9 protein-coding genes are annotated in these 17,646 nt (G+C 70.6%); 2 read left to right on the top strand and 7 right to left on the bottom strand.

The window, feature by feature from the left end; translation table 11 throughout:
* Window positions 1-11 precede the first annotated feature (11 nt).
* The 6 genes from pulA to C3492_RS41610 form a co-directional block, all read right to left on the bottom strand.
* The gene (gene pulA, locus C3492_RS41635) at window positions 12-5,411 is read right to left on the bottom strand and encodes a pullulanase-type alpha-1,6-glucosidase (RefSeq protein ID WP_103817782.1); all 5,400 of its coding nucleotides are present in this window, start codon (window positions 5,409-5,411) and stop codon (window positions 12-14) included.
* A 90-nt stretch (window positions 5,412-5,501) separates the two neighbouring features.
* Window positions 5,502-6,878 (bottom strand): alpha-amylase family protein, encoded by a 1,377-nt coding sequence (locus C3492_RS41630; RefSeq protein ID WP_181140835.1) that lies wholly within the window; start codon window positions 6,876-6,878, stop codon window positions 5,502-5,504.
* Between the two features lie 177 nt (window positions 6,879-7,055).
* Window positions 7,056-8,741 (bottom strand): glycoside hydrolase family 13 protein, encoded by a 1,686-nt coding sequence (locus tag C3492_RS41625; RefSeq protein WP_103817781.1) that lies wholly within the window; start codon window positions 8,739-8,741, stop codon window positions 7,056-7,058.
* A gap of 117 nt (window positions 8,742-8,858) precedes the next feature.
* Window positions 8,859-9,764: a sugar ABC transporter permease gene (locus tag C3492_RS41620; RefSeq protein ID WP_103817780.1), complete on the bottom strand. Its 906-nt coding sequence runs from the start codon at window positions 9,762-9,764 to the stop codon at window positions 8,859-8,861.
* 19 nt (window positions 9,765-9,783) lie between these two features.
* A complete protein-coding gene (locus tag C3492_RS41615; RefSeq protein WP_103817779.1) occupies window positions 9,784-10,788 on the bottom strand; it encodes a carbohydrate ABC transporter permease in 1,005 nt (334 codons plus the stop codon).
* A 104-nt stretch (window positions 10,789-10,892) separates the two neighbouring features.
* Window positions 10,893-12,167: an extracellular solute-binding protein gene (locus C3492_RS41610; RefSeq protein WP_103817778.1), complete on the bottom strand. Its 1,275-nt coding sequence runs from the start codon at window positions 12,165-12,167 to the stop codon at window positions 10,893-10,895.
* Between the two features lie 376 nt (window positions 12,168-12,543).
* On the opposite strand from C3492_RS41610, the gene C3492_RS41605 reads away from it, so the two are divergent.
* Together C3492_RS41605 and C3492_RS41600 are read left to right on the top strand one after the other, a co-directional pair.
* On the top strand, window positions 12,544-13,578 hold the full coding sequence (locus tag C3492_RS41605; protein ID WP_103817777.1) for a LacI family DNA-binding transcriptional regulator: 1,035 nt from the start codon (window positions 12,544-12,546) through the stop codon (window positions 13,576-13,578).
* A gap of 68 nt (window positions 13,579-13,646) precedes the next feature.
* Entirely contained in the window at window positions 13,647-14,507 is an 861-nt protein-coding gene (locus tag C3492_RS41600) for a phosphatase PAP2 family protein (protein WP_103817776.1), read from the top strand.
* Here C3492_RS41600 and C3492_RS41595 read toward each other — a convergent pair.
* On the bottom strand, window positions 14,489-17,509 hold the full coding sequence (locus tag C3492_RS41595; RefSeq protein WP_103817775.1) for a bifunctional [glutamine synthetase] adenylyltransferase/[glutamine synthetase]-adenylyl-L-tyrosine phosphorylase: 3,021 nt from the start codon (window positions 17,507-17,509) through the stop codon (window positions 14,489-14,491). The two genes, C3492_RS41600 and C3492_RS41595, sit on opposite strands and share 19 nt — an antisense overlap.
* Window positions 17,510-17,646 lie beyond the last annotated feature (137 nt).

Raw genomic sequence — 17,646 nt, 5'->3', positions numbered from 1 at the left:
ACGGCCTCACCCTAGTTCCCCGCGCGGGTGAACACCGCGACGGTCCGCGCGGGCACGCTGAACGTGCCCGAGCCGGCCGCGTAGGCGGCGGTCCGCACCACCTCGTCGGCGCCCGCCGCCTGCACCGGGTGCAGCCGGTACGGCGTCCCGGCGAGGGCGGCGATCTTCTGCTCCTGCCGCTGCGGGGTGGCGTTGAAGACGACCACCAGGTCACCGAGGCGCATGGTGATCACGCCCGGCGTCTCGTCCTTCCCGGACAGCGGGAACGACAGCTCTTCCTGCACCCGCGCGGCCGTCCCGAGGGAGAACGCCTTCTCGGTCGTACGGATCCTGAGCAGGTCCCGGTAGGCGGCCGAGGCGCCGGTGATCTGCTCGCAGCCGACCTCGACCGTGCTCAGCAGCGGCTTGGCGTACTCCCACTTGGACTGGTTGTCGGCCGCCGGGGGCAGCCCGCGCCCGAAGCCGTTGCCGTCGGCGCAGTTCCAGTGGATGGCGTTGAACCAGTCCCCGCTGTCGAAGGAGTTGCGGTCCAGGGACTTCGAGCGCAGCAGGTCGGTGCCGGCCTGGGAGAGCGCGGGTCCCTGGGAGAGGGCGGCCGTGGCCATCGCGAGGACCTGCATCCGGGCCCGGTCGGACGCGGAGGTGTCCTTCGGCAGCTTGTAGGTCAGCGCGTCGAACAGGGACTCGTTGTCGTGGGCGTCCACATAGGCGAGGGCGTCACCGGGCGCGTGTGCGTACCCGGCGGGCGCGCCGTTGTAGTCGACCCCGGCGCCGGTCACCTCCTTGCCGTCGGTGCCGGTGAACCGGTACCCGGCCAGGTTGCCGGTCAGACCGACCTTGATCAGGTCCTGGTAGTGCAGCAGGCGTGCCTTCTGCTCCTCCTCGGTGCCGTTGGCCGTGGAGGAGTTGGGGTCGGTGTAGAGCCCGGACGCGAAGCCCTGGACGCCGGGGTCCTCGTCGAAGGGGCCGCCGCCGCGCACCGCGTCGCGGGCGCGGTCGGAGAAGGTGGCGATGCCGGTGCCGGCCATGTTGGCCTGCGTGGCCTGCACGAACCGGGCGTCGTTCGCGACCTCGCCGAAGTTCCAGCCCTCCCCGTACAGGATGATCTTCTTGCCGTCGATGCCGTCCTTCTCGACGGTCAGTGCGTCCAGGGCCTTCCTGACGGCCAGGATGTTGGCCTTCGGGTGGTGGCCCATGAGGTCGAAGCGGAACCCGTCGACCTTGTACTGCTTCGCCCAGGTGACGATGGAGTCCACCACCAGCTTGCCCATCATCGCGTTCTCCGGCGCGGTGTTGGCGCAGCAGGTGCTGTTGGCCACCGAGCCGTCGGCGAGGAGCCGCTGGTAGTAGCCGGGCACGATCCGGTCCAGGACGCTGGTGTCCGCCTGCCCGCTGGCCGCGGTGTGGTTGTAGACGACGTCCATGACGACCCGCAGCCCGTCCCGGTTCAGCGACTGGACCATCTGGCGGAACTGGACGGTACGGGCCGTGCCGTCCGGGTCGGTGGCGTACGAACCCTCGGGGACCGTGTAGTGGTACGGGTCGTAACCCCAGTTGTAGGCGTCCTTCGCGGCGGTCCTCGCCACGCACTCCTGCTGCTTGTCGGAGTCGGCCGGGTAGGAGGCCAGGTCGCAGTCCGGCCGCGCCTGGTCGGCCTTCCGCTCGGGGATGGTGGCGATGTCGAACGCGGGCAGCAGGTGGACGTACGACGTCCCGGCACGGGCCAGCGCCCGCAGGTGCCTGGAGCCGTCGCTGTCCTTGTCGGTGAAGGCCAGGTAGGTGCCCGGGTGCTTCGCGGTGCGGTCCTCGACGGAAAAGTCCCGGATGTGCAGCTCCTGGATCTGCGCGTCCTTCAGCGGTACGGCCTTCGGCTTGCGCAGGGACGTCCAGCCGGCCGGGGCGAGGGACGGGTCGTTCAGGTCCACGACGAGGCTGCGCCCGGAGTTCGCGGTGAGCGCGACCGAGTACGGGTCGGTGACCTTGTTGGTGACCAGCTTGCGGACGCTGGGCGCCCACACCTTGACGACGTACCGGTAGGGCTTGCCCTTCCAGGACGCGGGGCCGGTGACGGACCAGACCCCGGTGGTGTCGTCCCGGTGCATCGGCACGGCCTTGCCGTCCAGGTCGAGGCGCACGGACTGGGCCGTCGGCGCCCACACGGACAGCGTGGGCCGGCCGTCGTGGAAGACCGGGCCGAGCTTCGCCTTCGTCGCACCGGGGTAGAGGTCGTCCAGCACACCGGCGATCTGCACGCCGGTCGCGGCCAGCACGGCACCGTTGGCGGCGCGCTGAGAGGCCACGAGCTGGCCCTTGACCGCCGCACGGACCCGGTCCCGGTCACGCGGGTCGACGGACCAGGCGGTGTAGTCCTTCAGATGCGGGAACCTCGCCTTCTGCGCGTCCGTCAGCGCGGTCTTCTCCAGCCGGATCCAGCGTTCGTCGTCACTGGTCAGCGTCCCGTCCTCGACGGTGATCGAGCCGTCGCGGGAGTACAGCAGCTGGGTGGAGGCGGCGCCGTCGACGCCGTTCCAGGCGAGGGTGTCCCGGTCGATCCAGACCGCCTTGGACGTGGTCGGGTCCAGCGCGGCGGCACTGCCGGCCGGCTGGGGCAGCAGGTACTGCTCCTGGCCGTTCACCAGCCAGACCTCGTTGCCGCTGCCCTTGAGGTCCAGGGACTGGTCGGCCGGGAGGTCCTTCTCGTCGCCCTTGTGGATGATGTAGCTGAGGCTGGTGGCACCCTCGGTGAGCGGCACCTCGAAGACCGCGCCATAGGCATCAGTCTTCACCGGCTCCAGCGGGTCCGACCAGTCGGTGGGGTGCGCGGCACCCGTCCAGACGTGCAGGCCCCAGCCGTCGTAGTTGCCGTCGGCGCGGTGATAGTGCAGGACGGCCTTCGTCTTGTCCTGGGCGGGATAGCCGGGCCGTTCGGTCCGTACCTCGGCCTTGCCCTGTTCGATCCAGACCTCGCCCGTCCTGGTGACGTCGATGGACCGGTCGGCCGAGACGTCCTTGTCGCCGTCCTTGTCGATGACCAGGAAGCCGACGTCGGAGGCGCCGGGCTTGAGCTTGACGTAGGCGAAGGCGCCGTAGGCGTCCCGGCCGATGAAGGGGTGGCTGGCCGGCCAGTTCGTGGCCTCGCCGTCGGCGAGGTCGCCCCAGGCGTACAGGCCCCAGTCGGCGTAGTCCCCGTCCGTGCGCTGGTAGTGGACGATCACGTAGTCCCGGGAGGAGGCCGTGGGGACCTCGGGCGCGGGCGGGGTCCCGGTGGTGCTGCTCGCCGTGGCGCTCGCGGTGCGCCCGGCCGAGTCGATGACGACGGCCTTGTAGCGCAGGGCGGTGCCGGCGGGCACGTCCTTGCCGAGCGTCTGAGTGACCTGGTAGGGGGCGTGGTCGGCGGAGCCGAGGGTCTTCCACGTGCCGTTTCCGACCTGGGCGGCGAAGACGACCCGGTTGAGCTGTCCGCCGTCGACGTCGGCCTTCAGGACGGCCGTCCCGGTGGCTCCGGCGGCCGGGGCGGTCAGGGCGATACCCGGCTCGGTGGCGGGCTCGGCGAGGGTGCCGGCGGCCTTGTAGACGACGGCGGAACCGGCCGGGACGGTGACGGTGAGCTTCCTGTCGCCGTCCGTCCGCACGGTGTCGGTGGCGCCGTAGACGCCCCGGTACGACATGTCCGCGGATCCGGTCGCGAACGTCGCCGTCTTCTCGGAGTCGGCGTTGTTGAAGGCGACGACGTACTCCTGGCCCGTCCGGGCGTCGGTGCGCGTGAAGGCGTAGACACCGGGCCCGTCGGCCGCGTACCGCTCGGTCTGCACTCCGTCGGTCAGGGCCGGATCGGCCTTGCGCAGTTTCGCGAGCGCGGCGATCTGCCGGTACAGCGGGGCCTTGGTGTCGTAGGCGGCGCTCGCGTGGGTGCGGTCGGTGCCGATCTCGTCGTCGTCCAGGTAGTCGGCGACCTTGGAGGCGAACATGGTCTGGCGGGCGTCCTTGTCGCCGCCGGAGCCGGTGAAGCCCTGCTCGTCGCCGTAGTAGACGACCGGGTTGCCCCGGCTGAGGAACATCAGCTCGTTGGCGAGCCTGTCCTTCTTCAGGATCTCGGCGTCGGTGGCCTTCGGGTTGTCCTGCTTCAGGAAGTACCCGATGCGGCCCATGTCGTGGTTGCCGAGGAAGGTGACCTGCTCGTAGGCGTTGGCCTTGTCCGTCGTGTACCTGTAGTCGTCACCGAAGACGCTCGCGAGCCTGCGCGCGCTGCCGCCCTGGGAGGCGTAGGCGCGGGCCGCGTCCTGGAAGGGGAAGTCGAGGGTGGCGTCCAGGCGGCCCTGGGTGACGTACGGGGAGGTGACGGCGGTGTCGGCGGAGTAGACCTCGCCGAACATGAAGAAGTTCTTCCGCCCGCGCTCGGCCGCGTAGCGGTCCAGCGCGGTGGCCCACTGGGTCCAGAACTCCATGTCCACGTGCTTGACGGTGTCGATCCGGAAGCCGTCGACGGCGAAGTCCCGCACCCACCGCTCGTAGATCTTCTCCATGCCGCGGACGACCTCGGGACGCTCGGTCCACAGGTCGTCCAGGCCGGAGAAGTCGCCGTAGGTGGTGGACTCGCCGGCGTACGTCGAGTCGCCCCGGTTGTGGTACATCGTCGGGTCGTTGAGCCAGGCCGGGACCTTGCTCCCGCTCGTGGCCTTCGGGGTGTACGGGAAGGAGGCGCCGGAGACGGCCGGGAACTTCCGGCTGCCGTCGGCGTAGTCGGCGTCGTCGAAGGGCCTGCCGTCCTTCGTCAGGTAGGGGAAGGCGCCCTTGGACAGGTAGTCGTAGGACTTCTCGTCGTAGTCCACGACGTCTGCGGTGTGGTTGGTGATGACGTCGAAGAAGACCTTCATTCCCTTGGCGTGGGCCTTGGAGATGAGGGACTTGAGGTCGTCGTTGGTGCCGAAGTGCGGGTCGACCTGGGTGAAGTCGGTGATCCAGTAACCGTGGTAGCCGGCCGAGGCGTTGCTGCCGGTTCCCTGCACCGGACGGTTCTTGAAGATCGGCGCCAGCCAGATGGCCGTGGTGCCGAGGCCCTTGATGTAGTCGAGCCGCTTGGTCAGGCCCTTGAGGTCGCCGCCCTGGTAGAAGCCCTTGTCGGTGGGGTCGTACCCGGTGGACAGGCGGGAGCCGGTCAGTCCGCCCTTGTCGTTGGAGGTGTCCCCGTTGGCGAAGCGGTCCGGCATGACGAAGTAGAACTGCTCGCGGGTGTCGTCGTGCCGGGCGGGTACGGCGGCGAGCTTCGCGTCCGAGGGGGGCGCGGGCGGGGTGGCCGCGTGGGCGGCCAGTGGCTGGAGCAGCGCGGCGGCGAGGGCGACGGCGGTGACGGCCGCGGCCCGTCCGCGGTGCGGGGTGCGGCGCCTGCGGGGCGCCGGCCATCTCGGTATCACAGGGGATGACTCCTTGCGAGGGCGGCTGGTGGTTTGCAGCAAGGGGCGTGAAACCTCCCGTAAGAGGTTTCACGCTCCGTCAGGCTGGTGCTAGCAGCTCGACTTGCCGGCGTAGAGCGCCAGGGCCGTGTTCGAGCCGAGGGTGGCGGTGAACTGTCCGCTGGAGTTCACGGTCACCGGGGTGTTGTTCTGGACGTTGCAGTACGTCCCGGCCGGGAGGGACGTCTGGTAGGTGCGGGTCAGGGACGAGGACTCGTGGTTGATCGCCACGTAGCCCTTGCTCCCCCGGCCGAACGCGATCGCGTTGTTGCCGTTGTCCCACCAGTTGGTGACCGCCTGGCCGCGGGTCGCGTTGCGGAAGGCCACCATGGACTTGATCTCCGGCCAGGCGTGCTGGCACTTCCAGCCGTCCTGCCAGCAGGCGTTCATCTGGCCGCCGTTGGGCGGACCGGCGTCGGCGTCCGACCACTCGTAGCCGGAGTTGACGTCCGGGGCGCCGTACGGCCACGCGAGCATGAAGACGTTGGCCAGGGTGTAGTTGGCGCCGCTCTTGTAGTTCAGCGTGCTGCCGTTGCGCTCGGTGTCGTGGTTGTCGACGAAGACGCCCGCGACCGAGCTGTTCAGATAGCCCCAGCCCTCGCCGTAGTTGTTCAGGTAGGCGAGCTTCTCGCTGGTGAAGACGCGCTTGAGGTCGTAGGCGTAGCGGAACTCCTGGACGTCTCCGTTGCCGGTGTACTCGGAGGGCTGGACGGCCTCACCCGCGCCGTAGATGACCTCCTGCTTCCAGTAGGCGGACGGGTTGGTCAGGCGGCTCTTGATGTTCGCCAGGTCACCTGCCGGTATGTGCTTGGCGGCGTCGATCCGGAAGCCGTCGACGCCGAGGGTGAGGAGGTCGTTCAGGTAGCCGGCGATGGTCTTGCGGACGTACTCCTCGCCGGTGTCCAGGTCGGCGAGGCCGACGAGTTCGCAGTGCTGCACGTTCCAGCGGTCGGAGTAGTTCGACACCTGGGAGGTGCAGTCGTCGAAGTCGTAGACCGAGTACAGGCCCGGGTAGTCGTACTTCGTGTACGACGAGCCGCCGGTGCCGGTGCCGCTGCCCGCCGACATGTGGTTGATCACGGTGTCGGCGACGACCTTCACCCCGGCCGCGTGACAGGTGTTCACCATGTTCCGGAAGGCCGTGCGGTCGCCGAGGCGGCCCGCGATCTTGTACGACACGGGCTGGTACGACGTCCACCACTGCGCCCCCTGTATGTGCTCGGCGGGCGGGGAGACCTGGACGTATCCGTAGCCGGCGGGGCCGAGGGTGGTGGTGCACTCCTTGGCCACCGAGGCGTAGTTCCACTCGAAGAGGACGGCGGTGACGTCCTTGGTGCCGGGCGGGGAGGCCTCGGCGGCCGTCGGGGTCATGCCAACCAGAGCGGCGGCCGTGAGGGCGACCGCCGTGGGGAGGGTCCTGCGTGCCATGTGGGGTTCCTTCGACGTTGAAGGCAGATGGACCGCTGAAGGCGCTTGCTGAAATATTTCAGCAAGCTTGCGGTGACGCAGATGTTAAAGGCCCGCTGGCCGAAGCGCAGCGGGCCGTTGTGAACTTGATGCAAGAACTTTCAGACGGGACCCCAGGACGGGTCCCACGTCCGGCTGTCAGTCCGTCGTCGTCCACCAGACCGTGGTGTCGGCGGGCACCTTCGTCTCGCCGTCCGCCTCGGTCACCTCACCGCTGGTGAGCAGGACACGGCCGTACGACGGGGTCGTCACCGACTCTCCCGTGGTGTTCGCGACGCACACGAACTCCCCGCGCCGGAAGGCCAGGACGCCCTCGGGCGCCCGCAGCCACTCCACCGCCTCCCCCGCGCCGAGGTCCGGGTGGGCGCGGCGCGCGCGCAGCGCGGCCCGGTACAGCTCCAGCGTGGAGCCGGGGACACCGGTCTGCGCCGCCACGCTCAGCCCGGCCCAGTCGGCGGGCTGCGGGAGCCAGCTCCCGCCGCTGCCGAAGCCGTAGGACGAGCCCTCGCGGGTCCAGGGGATCGGGACCCGGCAGCCGTCGCGGAAGCCGTCCTGGCCGGCGCCCCGGAAGTACGCCGGGTCCTGGCGCACCTCGTCGGGCAGGTCCACGACGTCCGGGAGGCCCAGTTCCTCGCCCTGGTAGATGTACGCCGACCCGGGCAGGGCGAGCATCAGGAGGGTGGCGGCGCGGGCGCGGCGCAGGCCCAGCTCCCGGTCCCCGGCGGTGCGGATCTGGGTGCCGAGGCCGGGCGGGTTGGCGAAGCGGGTGGCGTGCCGGGTGACGTCGTGGTTGGACAGCACCCAGGTGGCGGGGGCGCCGACCGGGCGCATGGCCTCCAGCGTGCGGTCGATGACCGCCCGCAGTTCCTCCGCGTCCCACTCCGCGCTCAGGTACTGGAAGTTGAAGGCCTGGTGGAGTTCGTCGGGGCGGACGTAGTGGGCGGTGCGCTCGACGGTCGGGGTCCATGCCTCGGCGACGAAGATCTTCTCCCCCGCGTACTCGTCGAGGATCCTTCGCCACTGGCGGTAGATCTCGTGCACGCCGTCCTGGTCGAAGAACGGCATGACATCGTTGCCCAGCAGCTTGAGCTGGTCGTGGGCACCGAGGTCGGGCAGACCGTCGGCCTTGACCAGGCCGTGGGCGACGTCGATACGGAAGCCGTCCACGCCCATGTCCAGCCAGAAGCGGAGGATGGAGCGGAACTCGTCGCCGACGGCGGGGTGGTTCCAGTTGAAGTCGGGCTGCTCGGGGGCGAAGAGGTGCAGGTACCACTCGCCGGGGGTGCCGTCCGGCTCGGTCACCCGGGTCCAGGCCGGGCCGCCGAAGATGGACTCCCAGTCGTTGGGCGGCAGTTCGCCGTTCTTCCCCTTGCCGGGGCGGAAGTGGTAGCGGTCGCGGAGCGGGGAGCCGGGGCCCTCGGCGAGGGCGCGCTTGAACCACTCGTGCTGGTCGGAGGAGTGGTTCGGGACCAGGTCCACGATGATGCGCAGGCCCAGCTCGTGGGCGTCGCGGATGAGCGCGTCGGCGTCCAGGAGCGAGCCGAACATCGGGTCCACGGCGCGGTAGTCGGCGACGTCGTAGCCGGCGTCGGCCTGCGGGGAGGCGTAGAAGGGGCTGAGCCACACGGCGTCGACGCCGAGGTCACGCAGATAGGGCAGACGGGAGCGTACGCCCTCCAGGTCGCCCATGCCGTCGCCGTTGCTGTCGGCGAAACTGCGCGGATAGACCTGGTAGATGACCGCGTCCCGCCACCAGTCGCGGCGGTCGGCGACGGTGGCGACGGCGGAGTGGCGGGCCGGTGCGGCAGGGTGCTGCTGGCTCATGGCGTCCTTGATACGTAACTGGGGCATGGTGGGAGGTCGGTGGGTGCGGCGGCGAGGCGGGCCGCGGTGACAGCGGGGTCGGATGGACACCGCGGCCCGCCTGGACAGTGGCGGGCGTCAGCCCTTGGTGCCGCCGGCGGTGAGACCGGTGACGAGGTTCTTCTGCACGAGGTAGAAGAACACGGTCACGGGTATCGCGATCAGCACCGCGGTGGCGGCCATGTAGTTCCACTGGGCGTCGTGCTCGCTGACGAAGGTCTGCAGACCGACGGCGAAGGTGTACTTGGAGTCGTCCAGCAGGAAGGTGGTCGCGAAGGCGACCTCGCCGACGGCGGTGATGAAGTTGTAGAACGCGGCCACGGCCAGGCCCGGGCGGGCCAGCGGCAGGATCAGCCGGAAGAAGGTGCCGAAGGGGCTGAGCCCGTCCACCCGGCCGGCCTCGTCGATCTCGAAGGGGATGGTGTCGAAGTACCCCTTGAGCAGCCAGGCGCTGTACGGCACGGCGGTGGTGCAGTTGATGAGGATCAGCGCCCAGTAGGTGTCGATGAGGCCGAGCTCGCTGAAGATCTCGTACATCGGCACGATCAGGATGGCGATCGGGAAGGCCTGCGTGAGCAGCAGGACCCACATCAGCTGCTTGTAGCCGGGGAAGCGCATCCGGGAGACCGCGTAGCCGGTGGTGGCGGCGACCAGGACACCGATGAACGTCGTGCCGAGCGCCACGATCATCGTCGACTTGAACCAGTCCAGGAACCCGGTGTGCTGCAGCACGAAGCTGTAGTTCGAGAAGCTGAACTTGCCCGCGATGTCCGCCGGGTGCAGGTAGTCCTCCTTGTCCGGGCCGAGGGACAGGTAGAACAGCCAGGCCACCGGGGCCAGGGCGATCAGGCTCGCCACGGCGAGGCCGCCGTGCAGCAGGGCGGCGCCGGCCGGGCTGCGCTCGCCGCGCCGGCGCACGCGGCGCCGGGGGGCGGTCGCGGGGGCCGGGGCGGTCTCGGTCTTGTCCAGGGTCGTGGTGCTCATGGCGGCGGCTCCTGCGGCGTCAGACGGCGAGCTGGTCATTGCGCTTCAGCCAGCGGAAGTAGAAGGAGGTGAAGACGGTCAGGATCGACAGCAGCAGCACGCCGTACGCGGCGGACTGGGCGAAGTCGCGCGGCTGCTGGCCGAAGCCCAGTTGGTAGGCCCAGGTGACGAGGATCTGGGCGTCCGGGGCGGAGTTCTTGCCGAACAGCAGGAAGATGATGACGAACTGGTTGAAGGTCCAGATGATGCCGAGCAGCACGACGGTGGAGCTGACCGAGCGCAGGCCGGGCAGGGTGACGTGCCGGAACCGCTGCCAGGCGCTCGCGCCGTCCATCTCGGCGGCCTCGTACAGCGAGGAGTCGATGGACTGCAGGCCGCCGAGCAGGGACAGCATCATGAACGGCACACCGCACCAGGTGTTGACCATGATCGCGGAGAACCGCTGCCAGAAGGTGTCCTCCAGCCACTCCGGCTGGGGCAGGTGGAGGGAGCCGAGGATCTGGTTGAGCACGCCGGAGTCGGCGAGCATGATCCGCCAGGAGAAGACGGTGACGAAGGTCGGCACGGCCCAGGGCAGGACGAGCAGCAGCCGGTAGGCCGTACGGCCGCGCAGCTTCTGGTTGAGCATGAGCGCGAGACCGAGACCGATGCTGTAGTGCAGGGCCACGCAGGCGACCGTCCAGAACACGGTCCACAGGAAGTGCGACCAGAACCGGTCGTACGCCGTCGGGCCGAAGAGGATGTCGTGGTAGTTGTCCAGGCCGATGAACTTGTACGTGGCGTCGATGTGGTTGACGCCGATCGTGCGCGCCGAGTTCAGGCTGTTGGCGTCGGTGAGGGTCAGGTAGAAGCCCCGGACCAGCGGGTAGCCCACGAGGACGCCGAGCACGACGACCACCGGGGCGATCATCGCGTAGGCGTACCAGTACTTCTGGAAACCGTTTCGGAAGCGCTGCCCCAGCCCGGGCCGAGGCGCGCGGTCACCGCGGCGCTTGCCGGTCGCGCGGTCGATGGCGACTGTCATGGTTCGACACCTTCAAGAAGATCAAGGGGTTGGGCCGGGCACAGGGTGGTGGCCGTCGGACCCTTCCCCCCGTTCACGCGGAAGGATCCGACGGCCACGCGGGCTTACTTGCTGAAGCCGCTCACGAGCTTGGAGATGGCCAGCTCGGCGTTGCCCAGGCCCTTGTCCAGCGACTCCTTGCCGCTGGCGACCTTGGGCAGCTCGGTGTCGAGCGGACCCCACAGGGAGCTGTACTCGGGCAGCGCCGGGCGGGGCTGGGCGGCGGCGAGGACGCCCTGGTAACCGGCGATGCCCGGGTCGGCCTTGACCTTGTCGGTGTAGGCGTCGGAGCGGGTGGGCAGAGTGGAGTTCTTCAGGGCGATGGTCTCCTGGGACGGCGCCGAGGTCATGAACTTGACGAACTTCAGGGCCGCCGCCTGGTGGGCCTTGTCCGAGCCGGCGTAGACCGAGAGGTTGTGGCCGCCGGTCGGGGCGCCCGCCTTGCCGGTGGAGCCCGCCGGGACGGTGGCGATGCCGAGGTTCGCCTTGTCCTGGAAGGCGCTGCCCTTGTAGAAGTTCGTGATCTCCCAGGGGCCCTGGATGATCGCGGCGACCTTGCCGTTGACGAACGCGTCCTGGATGTGGGCGTAGGCGTCTGCGGTGGCGTCGGCCTTGTGCAGGCCCTTGCCGGAGAACAGGCTCAGCCAGGTGCCGTAGCCCTTCTTGGCGGCCGGCGAGTCCACGGTGATCTTCTTGGCGGCGGCGTCGACGGTGTCGGTGCCCTCGCCGTAGAGGAAGGGCTGGGCGTAGTAGGCCTGGGTGGAGCCCCAGTAGCCGTCGACCTGGGCCTTGTCCTTGATCTTGGCGGCGTCGGCCTTCAGCTCGTCCCAGGTCTTGGGGGCCTCGGTGATGCCGGCCTTCTTGAACAGGGCCTTGTTGTAGACCAGCGCGAGGGTGTCGGTGACCAGCGGCACGCCGTAGGTCTTGCCCTCGTACTGGGCCTGCTTGATCAGGTTCGGCTCGAACTTGCCCTGGTCGGCGAGGGCCTCGGTGCCGTCGAGGGGCAGGAAGAAGCCCTTCTTGGCGAAGGCGGGGGTCCAGCCGACCTCCGAGCGCAGCACGTCCGGGGCACCCTTGGCGCCGGCCGCGGTGTCGAACTTGTTCTGCGCCTGGTCGAAGGGGACGTTGACGTACTTGACCTTGACGTCCTTGTTGGCAGCCTCGAACTGCTGGATCAGGGCCTTGTACGTCGGCGCCTCATTGGTGGCGTTGGAGGTGTCCCACCAGGTGATGGTGACCGGGCCGTCCGACTTCCCGCTGTCGCTGTCGCTCCCGCCGCACGCCGTCGCCGTCAGGGCGAGGGACGCCACCAGCGCGGAGGCCGCTATGCCACGCCGCATGAGTTCTCCTTGAGGGTTAAGCCCGAGTGGTACAGGGGACGGTCCCGTCCGCCCCTGCGACTTGCCGACTGCGCCGTTGCCGCGGCCGGGCGATGGGAACGTAACAGCCATGTAAGCGTTGCGAAAGACCTTGCAGAAAAAAAGTGCAAGGGGAGACGATGGTTACTCCGTCGTGACCAGCCGGCGACCGCGGCGCGACCCAGCGGCGCAGGCGCTGAGCGGCGATGACGACACTTGTGCAAGACTTGCAAGCTCTTGCCACCGAGAATCCCGAGGGAGCGCGATGACGCAGCAACCCACGGCAGGCCGTACGCCCGCCCGCGCCCGGCGTCCGGCCGGTGTGCAAGGGGAGATACGACCGGTACAGTCCGGTGCCGTGACCACACGGCTTGCCGACATCGCTGCGCAGGCGGGGGTGAGCGAAGCGACCGTCAGCCGGGTCCTCAACGGGAAGCCGGGAGTCGCCGCCACCACCCGTCAGTCCGTGCTCGCCGCGCTGGACGTGCTGGGCTACGAGCGCCCGGTACGGCTGCGGCAGCGCAGCGAGGGCCTGGTGGGCCTGATCACGCCGGAGCTGGAGAACCCGATATTCCCGGCCCTGGCGCAGGTCATCGGCCAGGCGCTGACCCGCCAGGGCTACACGCCGGTGCTCGCCACGCAGACCCCGGGCGGGTCGACCGAGGACGAGCTGACCGAGATGCTCGTGGACCGCGGGGTCGCCGGGATCATCTACGTCTCCGGGCTGCACGCGGACACCACCGCCGACATGCAGCGCTACGAGCGGCTGCGCGCCCAGGGCGTGCCGTACGTGCTGGTGGACGGGTTCTCGCCGAAGGTGCAGGCGCCGTTCATCTCCCCCGACGACCGGGCGGCGATGTCGCTGGCGGTCACGCACCTGGTGTCGCTGGGGCACACCCGCATCGGGCTGGCGCTCGGGCCGAAGCGGTTCGTGCCCGTGCAGCGCAAGATCGAGGGCTTCGTCCGGGCGGTGCAGGACCAGCTGGGGCTGGCCGCCCAGACCGTCGAGACGGAGTTGATCCAGCACTCGCTGTACACCCTGGAGGGCGGTCAGGCGGCGGCGACGGCGCTGATCGAGCGGGACTGCACCGCGGTGGTCTGCGCCAGCGACATGATGGCGCTGGGCGCGATACGGGCGGCCCGGCAGCGGGGTCTGGAGGTGCCCCGGGACGTGTCGGTGGTCGGGTTCGACGACTCCCCGCTGATCGCCTTCACCGACCCGCCGCTGACCACGATCCGCAAGCCGGTCCCGGCGATGGGACAGGCGGCGGTGCGCACGCTGCTGGAGGAGATCGGCGGGACACCGGCACCGCACAGCGAGTTCGTGTTCATGCCGGAACTGGTGGTGCGCGGTTCCACCGCTTCGGCGCCGAATGTCCTCCGTACGTCGTAGAAGGTGCGCTGCGGACCCGACCTTGGGATGATCGGCCGAGGAAGCCTTGTCTGGCAGACTCTGTGCCTATGAGTGACTCGACCGTGACAGAGCCGGAAGGTCGCGAGGAGGTGGCCGTTCCGCGGGCCGTCACGGGCGAGGTCCCACGCGGTCCGCTGGGCCGGCTGCGGCGGCCGAGACGGCCCCGGCTGTGGTTCGAGATCCTTTTGATCGCGGTGAGTTACTGGACGTACTCACTGATCCGCAACGCCGTGCCGGAGCAGCGGTCCGCGGCGCTGCGCAACGCGGACTGGATCTGGCGCGCCGAGCACGCGGTGGGCATCGCCGTCGAGCAGTCGGTCAACCACGCCGTCAACTCGGTGACTTGGCTCATCATCGGGATGAACTACTACTACGCCACACTGCACTTCGTCGTCACGCTCGGGGTGCTGGTGTGGCTGTACCGGTGGCATCCCGGCCGGTACGCGGCGACCCGGCTGGCGCTGTTCGCGACCACGGGTGTGGCCCTGGTCGGTTACTACCTGTTCCCGCTCGCCCCGCCCCGGCTGATGCGCGGCGGCCACTTCGTGGACACCGTGATGGCGCACCACACCTGGGGCTCGATGGCCTCCGGCGACCTCAAGCACATGTCGAATCAGTACGCGGCGATGCCGTCGATGCACATCGGCTGGTCGCTGTGGTGCGGGCTGACGGTTTTCGCGCTGGCGTCGGTGCCGTGGGTGCGGGTGCTGGGGCTGCTGTACCCGACGGCCACCCTGCTGGTGATCGTCGCCACCGCCAACCACTTCTGGCTGGACGCGGTGGGCGGTGTGCTCTGCCTGACCTTCGGGTTCACGGTGGCCCGGGTGTGGTACGGCAGCCTGCCGCACGCGCTGCCCCGGCTGGTCCCGGCCCGGACCCCCGCGCCGGCTCAGGCCCTGTCGCCGTAGAACAGCTCCTCCACCACCGTGCGCGCCCGGCGGGTGGTACGGCGGTACGCGTCCAGCATGTCCCCCGCGTGCCCGGCGCCGTAGCCCAGGTAGCGGCCCACGGCGGCCAGCTCGCGGGGCTCGGTCGGGAAGGTGTCCCCGGCCCGGCCGCGGACCAGCATGACCGCGTTGCGCACCCGGGTGGCCAGCACCCACGCCTCGTCCAGGATCTCCGCCTCCTCCGCGGACAGCAGCCCGGCCTCGCGCGCGGCGGCCAGGGCCTGGCGGGTGCGGGTGGTGCGCAGAGCCGCCTCCTGGTGGCCGTGGCGCATCTGGAGGAGCTGGACCGTCCACTCGACGTCGGACAGACCGCCGGGGCCGAGCTTGGTGTGCAGCTTGGGGTCGGCGCCGCGCGGCAGCCGCTCGGACTCCATGCGGGCCTTCAGCCGGCGGATCTCGCGGACCCCGTCCTCGGTGAGGCCCTTGGCGGGGTAGCGCAGCGGGTCGGCCAGCTCGACGAACCGCCGGCCGAGGTCCGCGTCGCCGGCGACCGGCTCGGCCCGCAGCAGGGCCTGTGACTCCCAGACCAGGGACCAGCGGCGGTAGTACGCCTCGTACGACTTCAGGGTGCGCACCAGCGGGCCCGACTTGCCCTCCGGGCGCAGGTCGGCGTCGATGAGCAGCGGCGGGTCGGCGCTGGGGAGCTGGAGCAGGCGGCGCATCTCGGCGACGACCTTGTTCGCGGCGGCCGACGCCTCGTGCTCGTCCACGCCGTCCTGCGGCTCGTGCACGAACAGCACGTCCGCGTCGGAGCCGTAGCCCAGCTCGTGCCCGCCGAAACGGCCCATCCCGATGATCGCGAACCGGGTGGGCAGGGTGTCGCCCCAGCCCTCCCGGACCACCGCGCGCAGGGTGCCGGCCAGGGTCGCCTTGGTGAGGTCCGAGACGGCCGCGCCGACCCGGTCCACCAGCGCGCCCTGGTCGGCCTCGGCGGGGCTGGTCTCGGTGCCGTAGGAGCCGACGATGTCGGCGGCGGCGGTGCGGAACAGCTCACGGCGGCGGACGCCACGGGCCGCGGTGACACCCTGCGCGGCGTTCTCCGCGCGGCCCACGGCCGCCATGATCTCCTGCTCCAGCGCGGCCCGCTGCCGCGGCGCGAGGCCACCGCCGACGGCCGTGGGGCCCGCTCCGCTGCCGTCGCCCAGCAGGGCCACCGCCTCGGGGGCGCGCATCAGCAGGTCGGGGGCGAGGCGGCCCGCCGACAGGACGCGGGCCAGGTTCTCGGCCGCCGCGCCCTCGTCGCGCAGCAGGCGCAGGTACCAGGGGGTCTTGCCGAGCGCGTCGGAGACCTTGCGGAAGTTCAGCAGGCCGGCGTCCGGGTCGGCCGAGTCGGCGAACCAGCCGAGGAGGACCGGCAGGAGGGTGCGCTGGATCGCCGCCTTGCGGCTCACGCCGGAGGCCAGGGCCTCCAGGTGGCGCAGGGCGGCGGCCGGGTCGGCGTAGCCGAGCGCGACCAGGCGTTCGCGGGCCGCCTCCGGGCGCAGCCGGGCCTCGCCGGGGGCCAGTTGGGCGACCGCGTCGAGCAGCGGACGGTAGAAGAGCTTCTCGTGCAGCCGGCGCACGACGCCGGTGTGCCGCCTCCACTCGCGGTTCAGCTCGGCCACCGGGTCGGCGCGCAGGCCCAGGGAACGCCCGAGGCGGCGCAGGTCCGGCTCCGCCTCGGGCACGAGGTGGGTGCGGCGCAGGCGGTAGAGCTGGATGCGGTGCTCCATGGAGCGCAGGAAGCGGTACGCCTCGTCCAGGCGGGCGGCGTCCTCGCGGCCGACGTAGCCGCCCGCGGCGAGCGCCGTCAGGGCGTCCAGGGTGGTGCCGCTGCGCAGGGCGGGGTCGGTGCGGCCGTGCACCAACTGGAGGAGCTGGACGGCGAACTCGACGTCGCGCAGGCCGCCGGGGCCCAGCTTGAGCTCGCGGTCGATCTCGGCCGCGGGGATGTTCTCCACGACGCGGCGGCGCATCTTCTGCACGTCGGCCACGAAGTTCTCGCGGTCCGCCGCCTTCCAGACGAGGGGTTCGAGGGCGTCGAGGTACGCCTGGCCGAGCGCCGCGTCCCCGGCCACCGGGCGGGCCTTGAGCAGGGCCTGGAACTCCCAGGTCTTCGCCCAGCGTTGGTAGTAGGCGAGGTGGCTGCTGAGGGTGCGCACGAGAGGGCCGTTGCGGCCCTCGGGGCGGAGGTTGGCGTCCACCGGCCAGATGGAGCCCTCGACGGTGGTCTCGGAGCAGATCCGCATCAGGTGCGAGGCGAGTTTCGTCGCGGCCTTCAGCGCCTGGGGTTCGGGGGTGCCCTCGGCCGGTTCCGCCACGAAGATCACGTCCACGTCGGAGACGTAGTTCAGCTCGTGGCCGCCGCACTTGCCCATCGCGATCACCGCGAGGCGGCAGGCGGCGGCGTCCTCGGGGGCCGCGCGTTCGGCCAGGGACAGGGCCGCGCGGAGGGTGGCGGTGGCCAGGTCGGCGAGCTCCGCGGCCGCCTGGGCGACGTCCGTGGTGCCGCAGACGTCGCGGGCGGCGATGGAGAGCAGGCAGCGGCGGTAGGCGACGCGGAGCGAGACCGGGTCGGTGGCCTCCGCCAGGCCGCGCTCGAACTCCGCGACGCCCGGGTGGAGGTCGTGCGGCTCGTAGGTGACCAGGGCGTGCCAGTCGCCGGGGTGGCGGGCGAGGTGGTCGGCGAGGGCGGCGGAGGCGCCGAGGATGCCGAGCAGGCGGTCGCGCAGCGGCTTGGCCGCGATGAGGGTGTCCAGCAGTTCCCGATGGGCGGTGGGGGTGGGCTGGGCCTCCAGGAGGCGGACCAGGCCGTGCAGGGCGAGGTCGGGGTCGGCGGTCGCCCCGAGGGCTTCGAGGAGGACGGGGTCGTTGCGCACGGGGGCCAGTTCGGGGCCGTCGAGGAGGCGTTCGGCGGCGGACGGATCGGTGAAGCCGTGCCGCAGCAGACGGGTGAAAGTGCTGCTTCTGCGCCCCGGCGTCATGTCCGTGGTCTCCCCTCGGATCCGCTGTCGTCCTGGCCAGAGCCTAACCGGAGGGGGGCGGGTGGGGTGGCTTGCCGTCCGGCGGCTTCTGCGGGGCCCCTGCGGGTGCGGCTTCGGGGCGGGGTGCGAGGCCCCTG

The sequence above is a fragment of the Streptomyces sp. Ru62 genome (assembly GCF_002920615.1).
Lineage (GTDB): Bacteria > Actinomycetota > Actinomycetes > Streptomycetales > Streptomycetaceae > Streptomyces.
This window is presented reverse-complemented; position numbering and strand designations above follow the sequence as displayed.

Coding starts and splice junctions, on each gene's coding strand:
- C3492_RS41630 (WP_181140835.1), bottom strand. CDS start 6,878: ATGGCACGCAGGACCCTCCCCACGGCGGTCGCCCTCACGGCCGCCGCT.
- C3492_RS41625 (WP_103817781.1), bottom strand. CDS start 8,741: ATGAGCCAGCAGCACCCTGCCGCACCGGCCCGCCACTCCGCCGTCGCC.
- C3492_RS41620 (WP_103817780.1), bottom strand. CDS start 9,764: ATGAGCACCACGACCCTGGACAAGACCGAGACCGCCCCGGCCCCCGCG.
- C3492_RS41615 (WP_103817779.1), bottom strand. CDS start 10,788: ATGACAGTCGCCATCGACCGCGCGACCGGCAAGCGCCGCGGTGACCGC.
- C3492_RS41610 (WP_103817778.1), bottom strand. CDS start 12,167: ATGCGGCGTGGCATAGCGGCCTCCGCGCTGGTGGCGTCCCTCGCCCTG.
- C3492_RS41600 (WP_103817776.1), top strand. CDS start 13,647: ATGAGTGACTCGACCGTGACAGAGCCGGAAGGTCGCGAGGAGGTGGCC.
- C3492_RS41595 (WP_103817775.1), bottom strand. CDS start 17,509: ATGACGCCGGGGCGCAGAAGCAGCACTTTCACCCGTCTGCTGCGGCAC.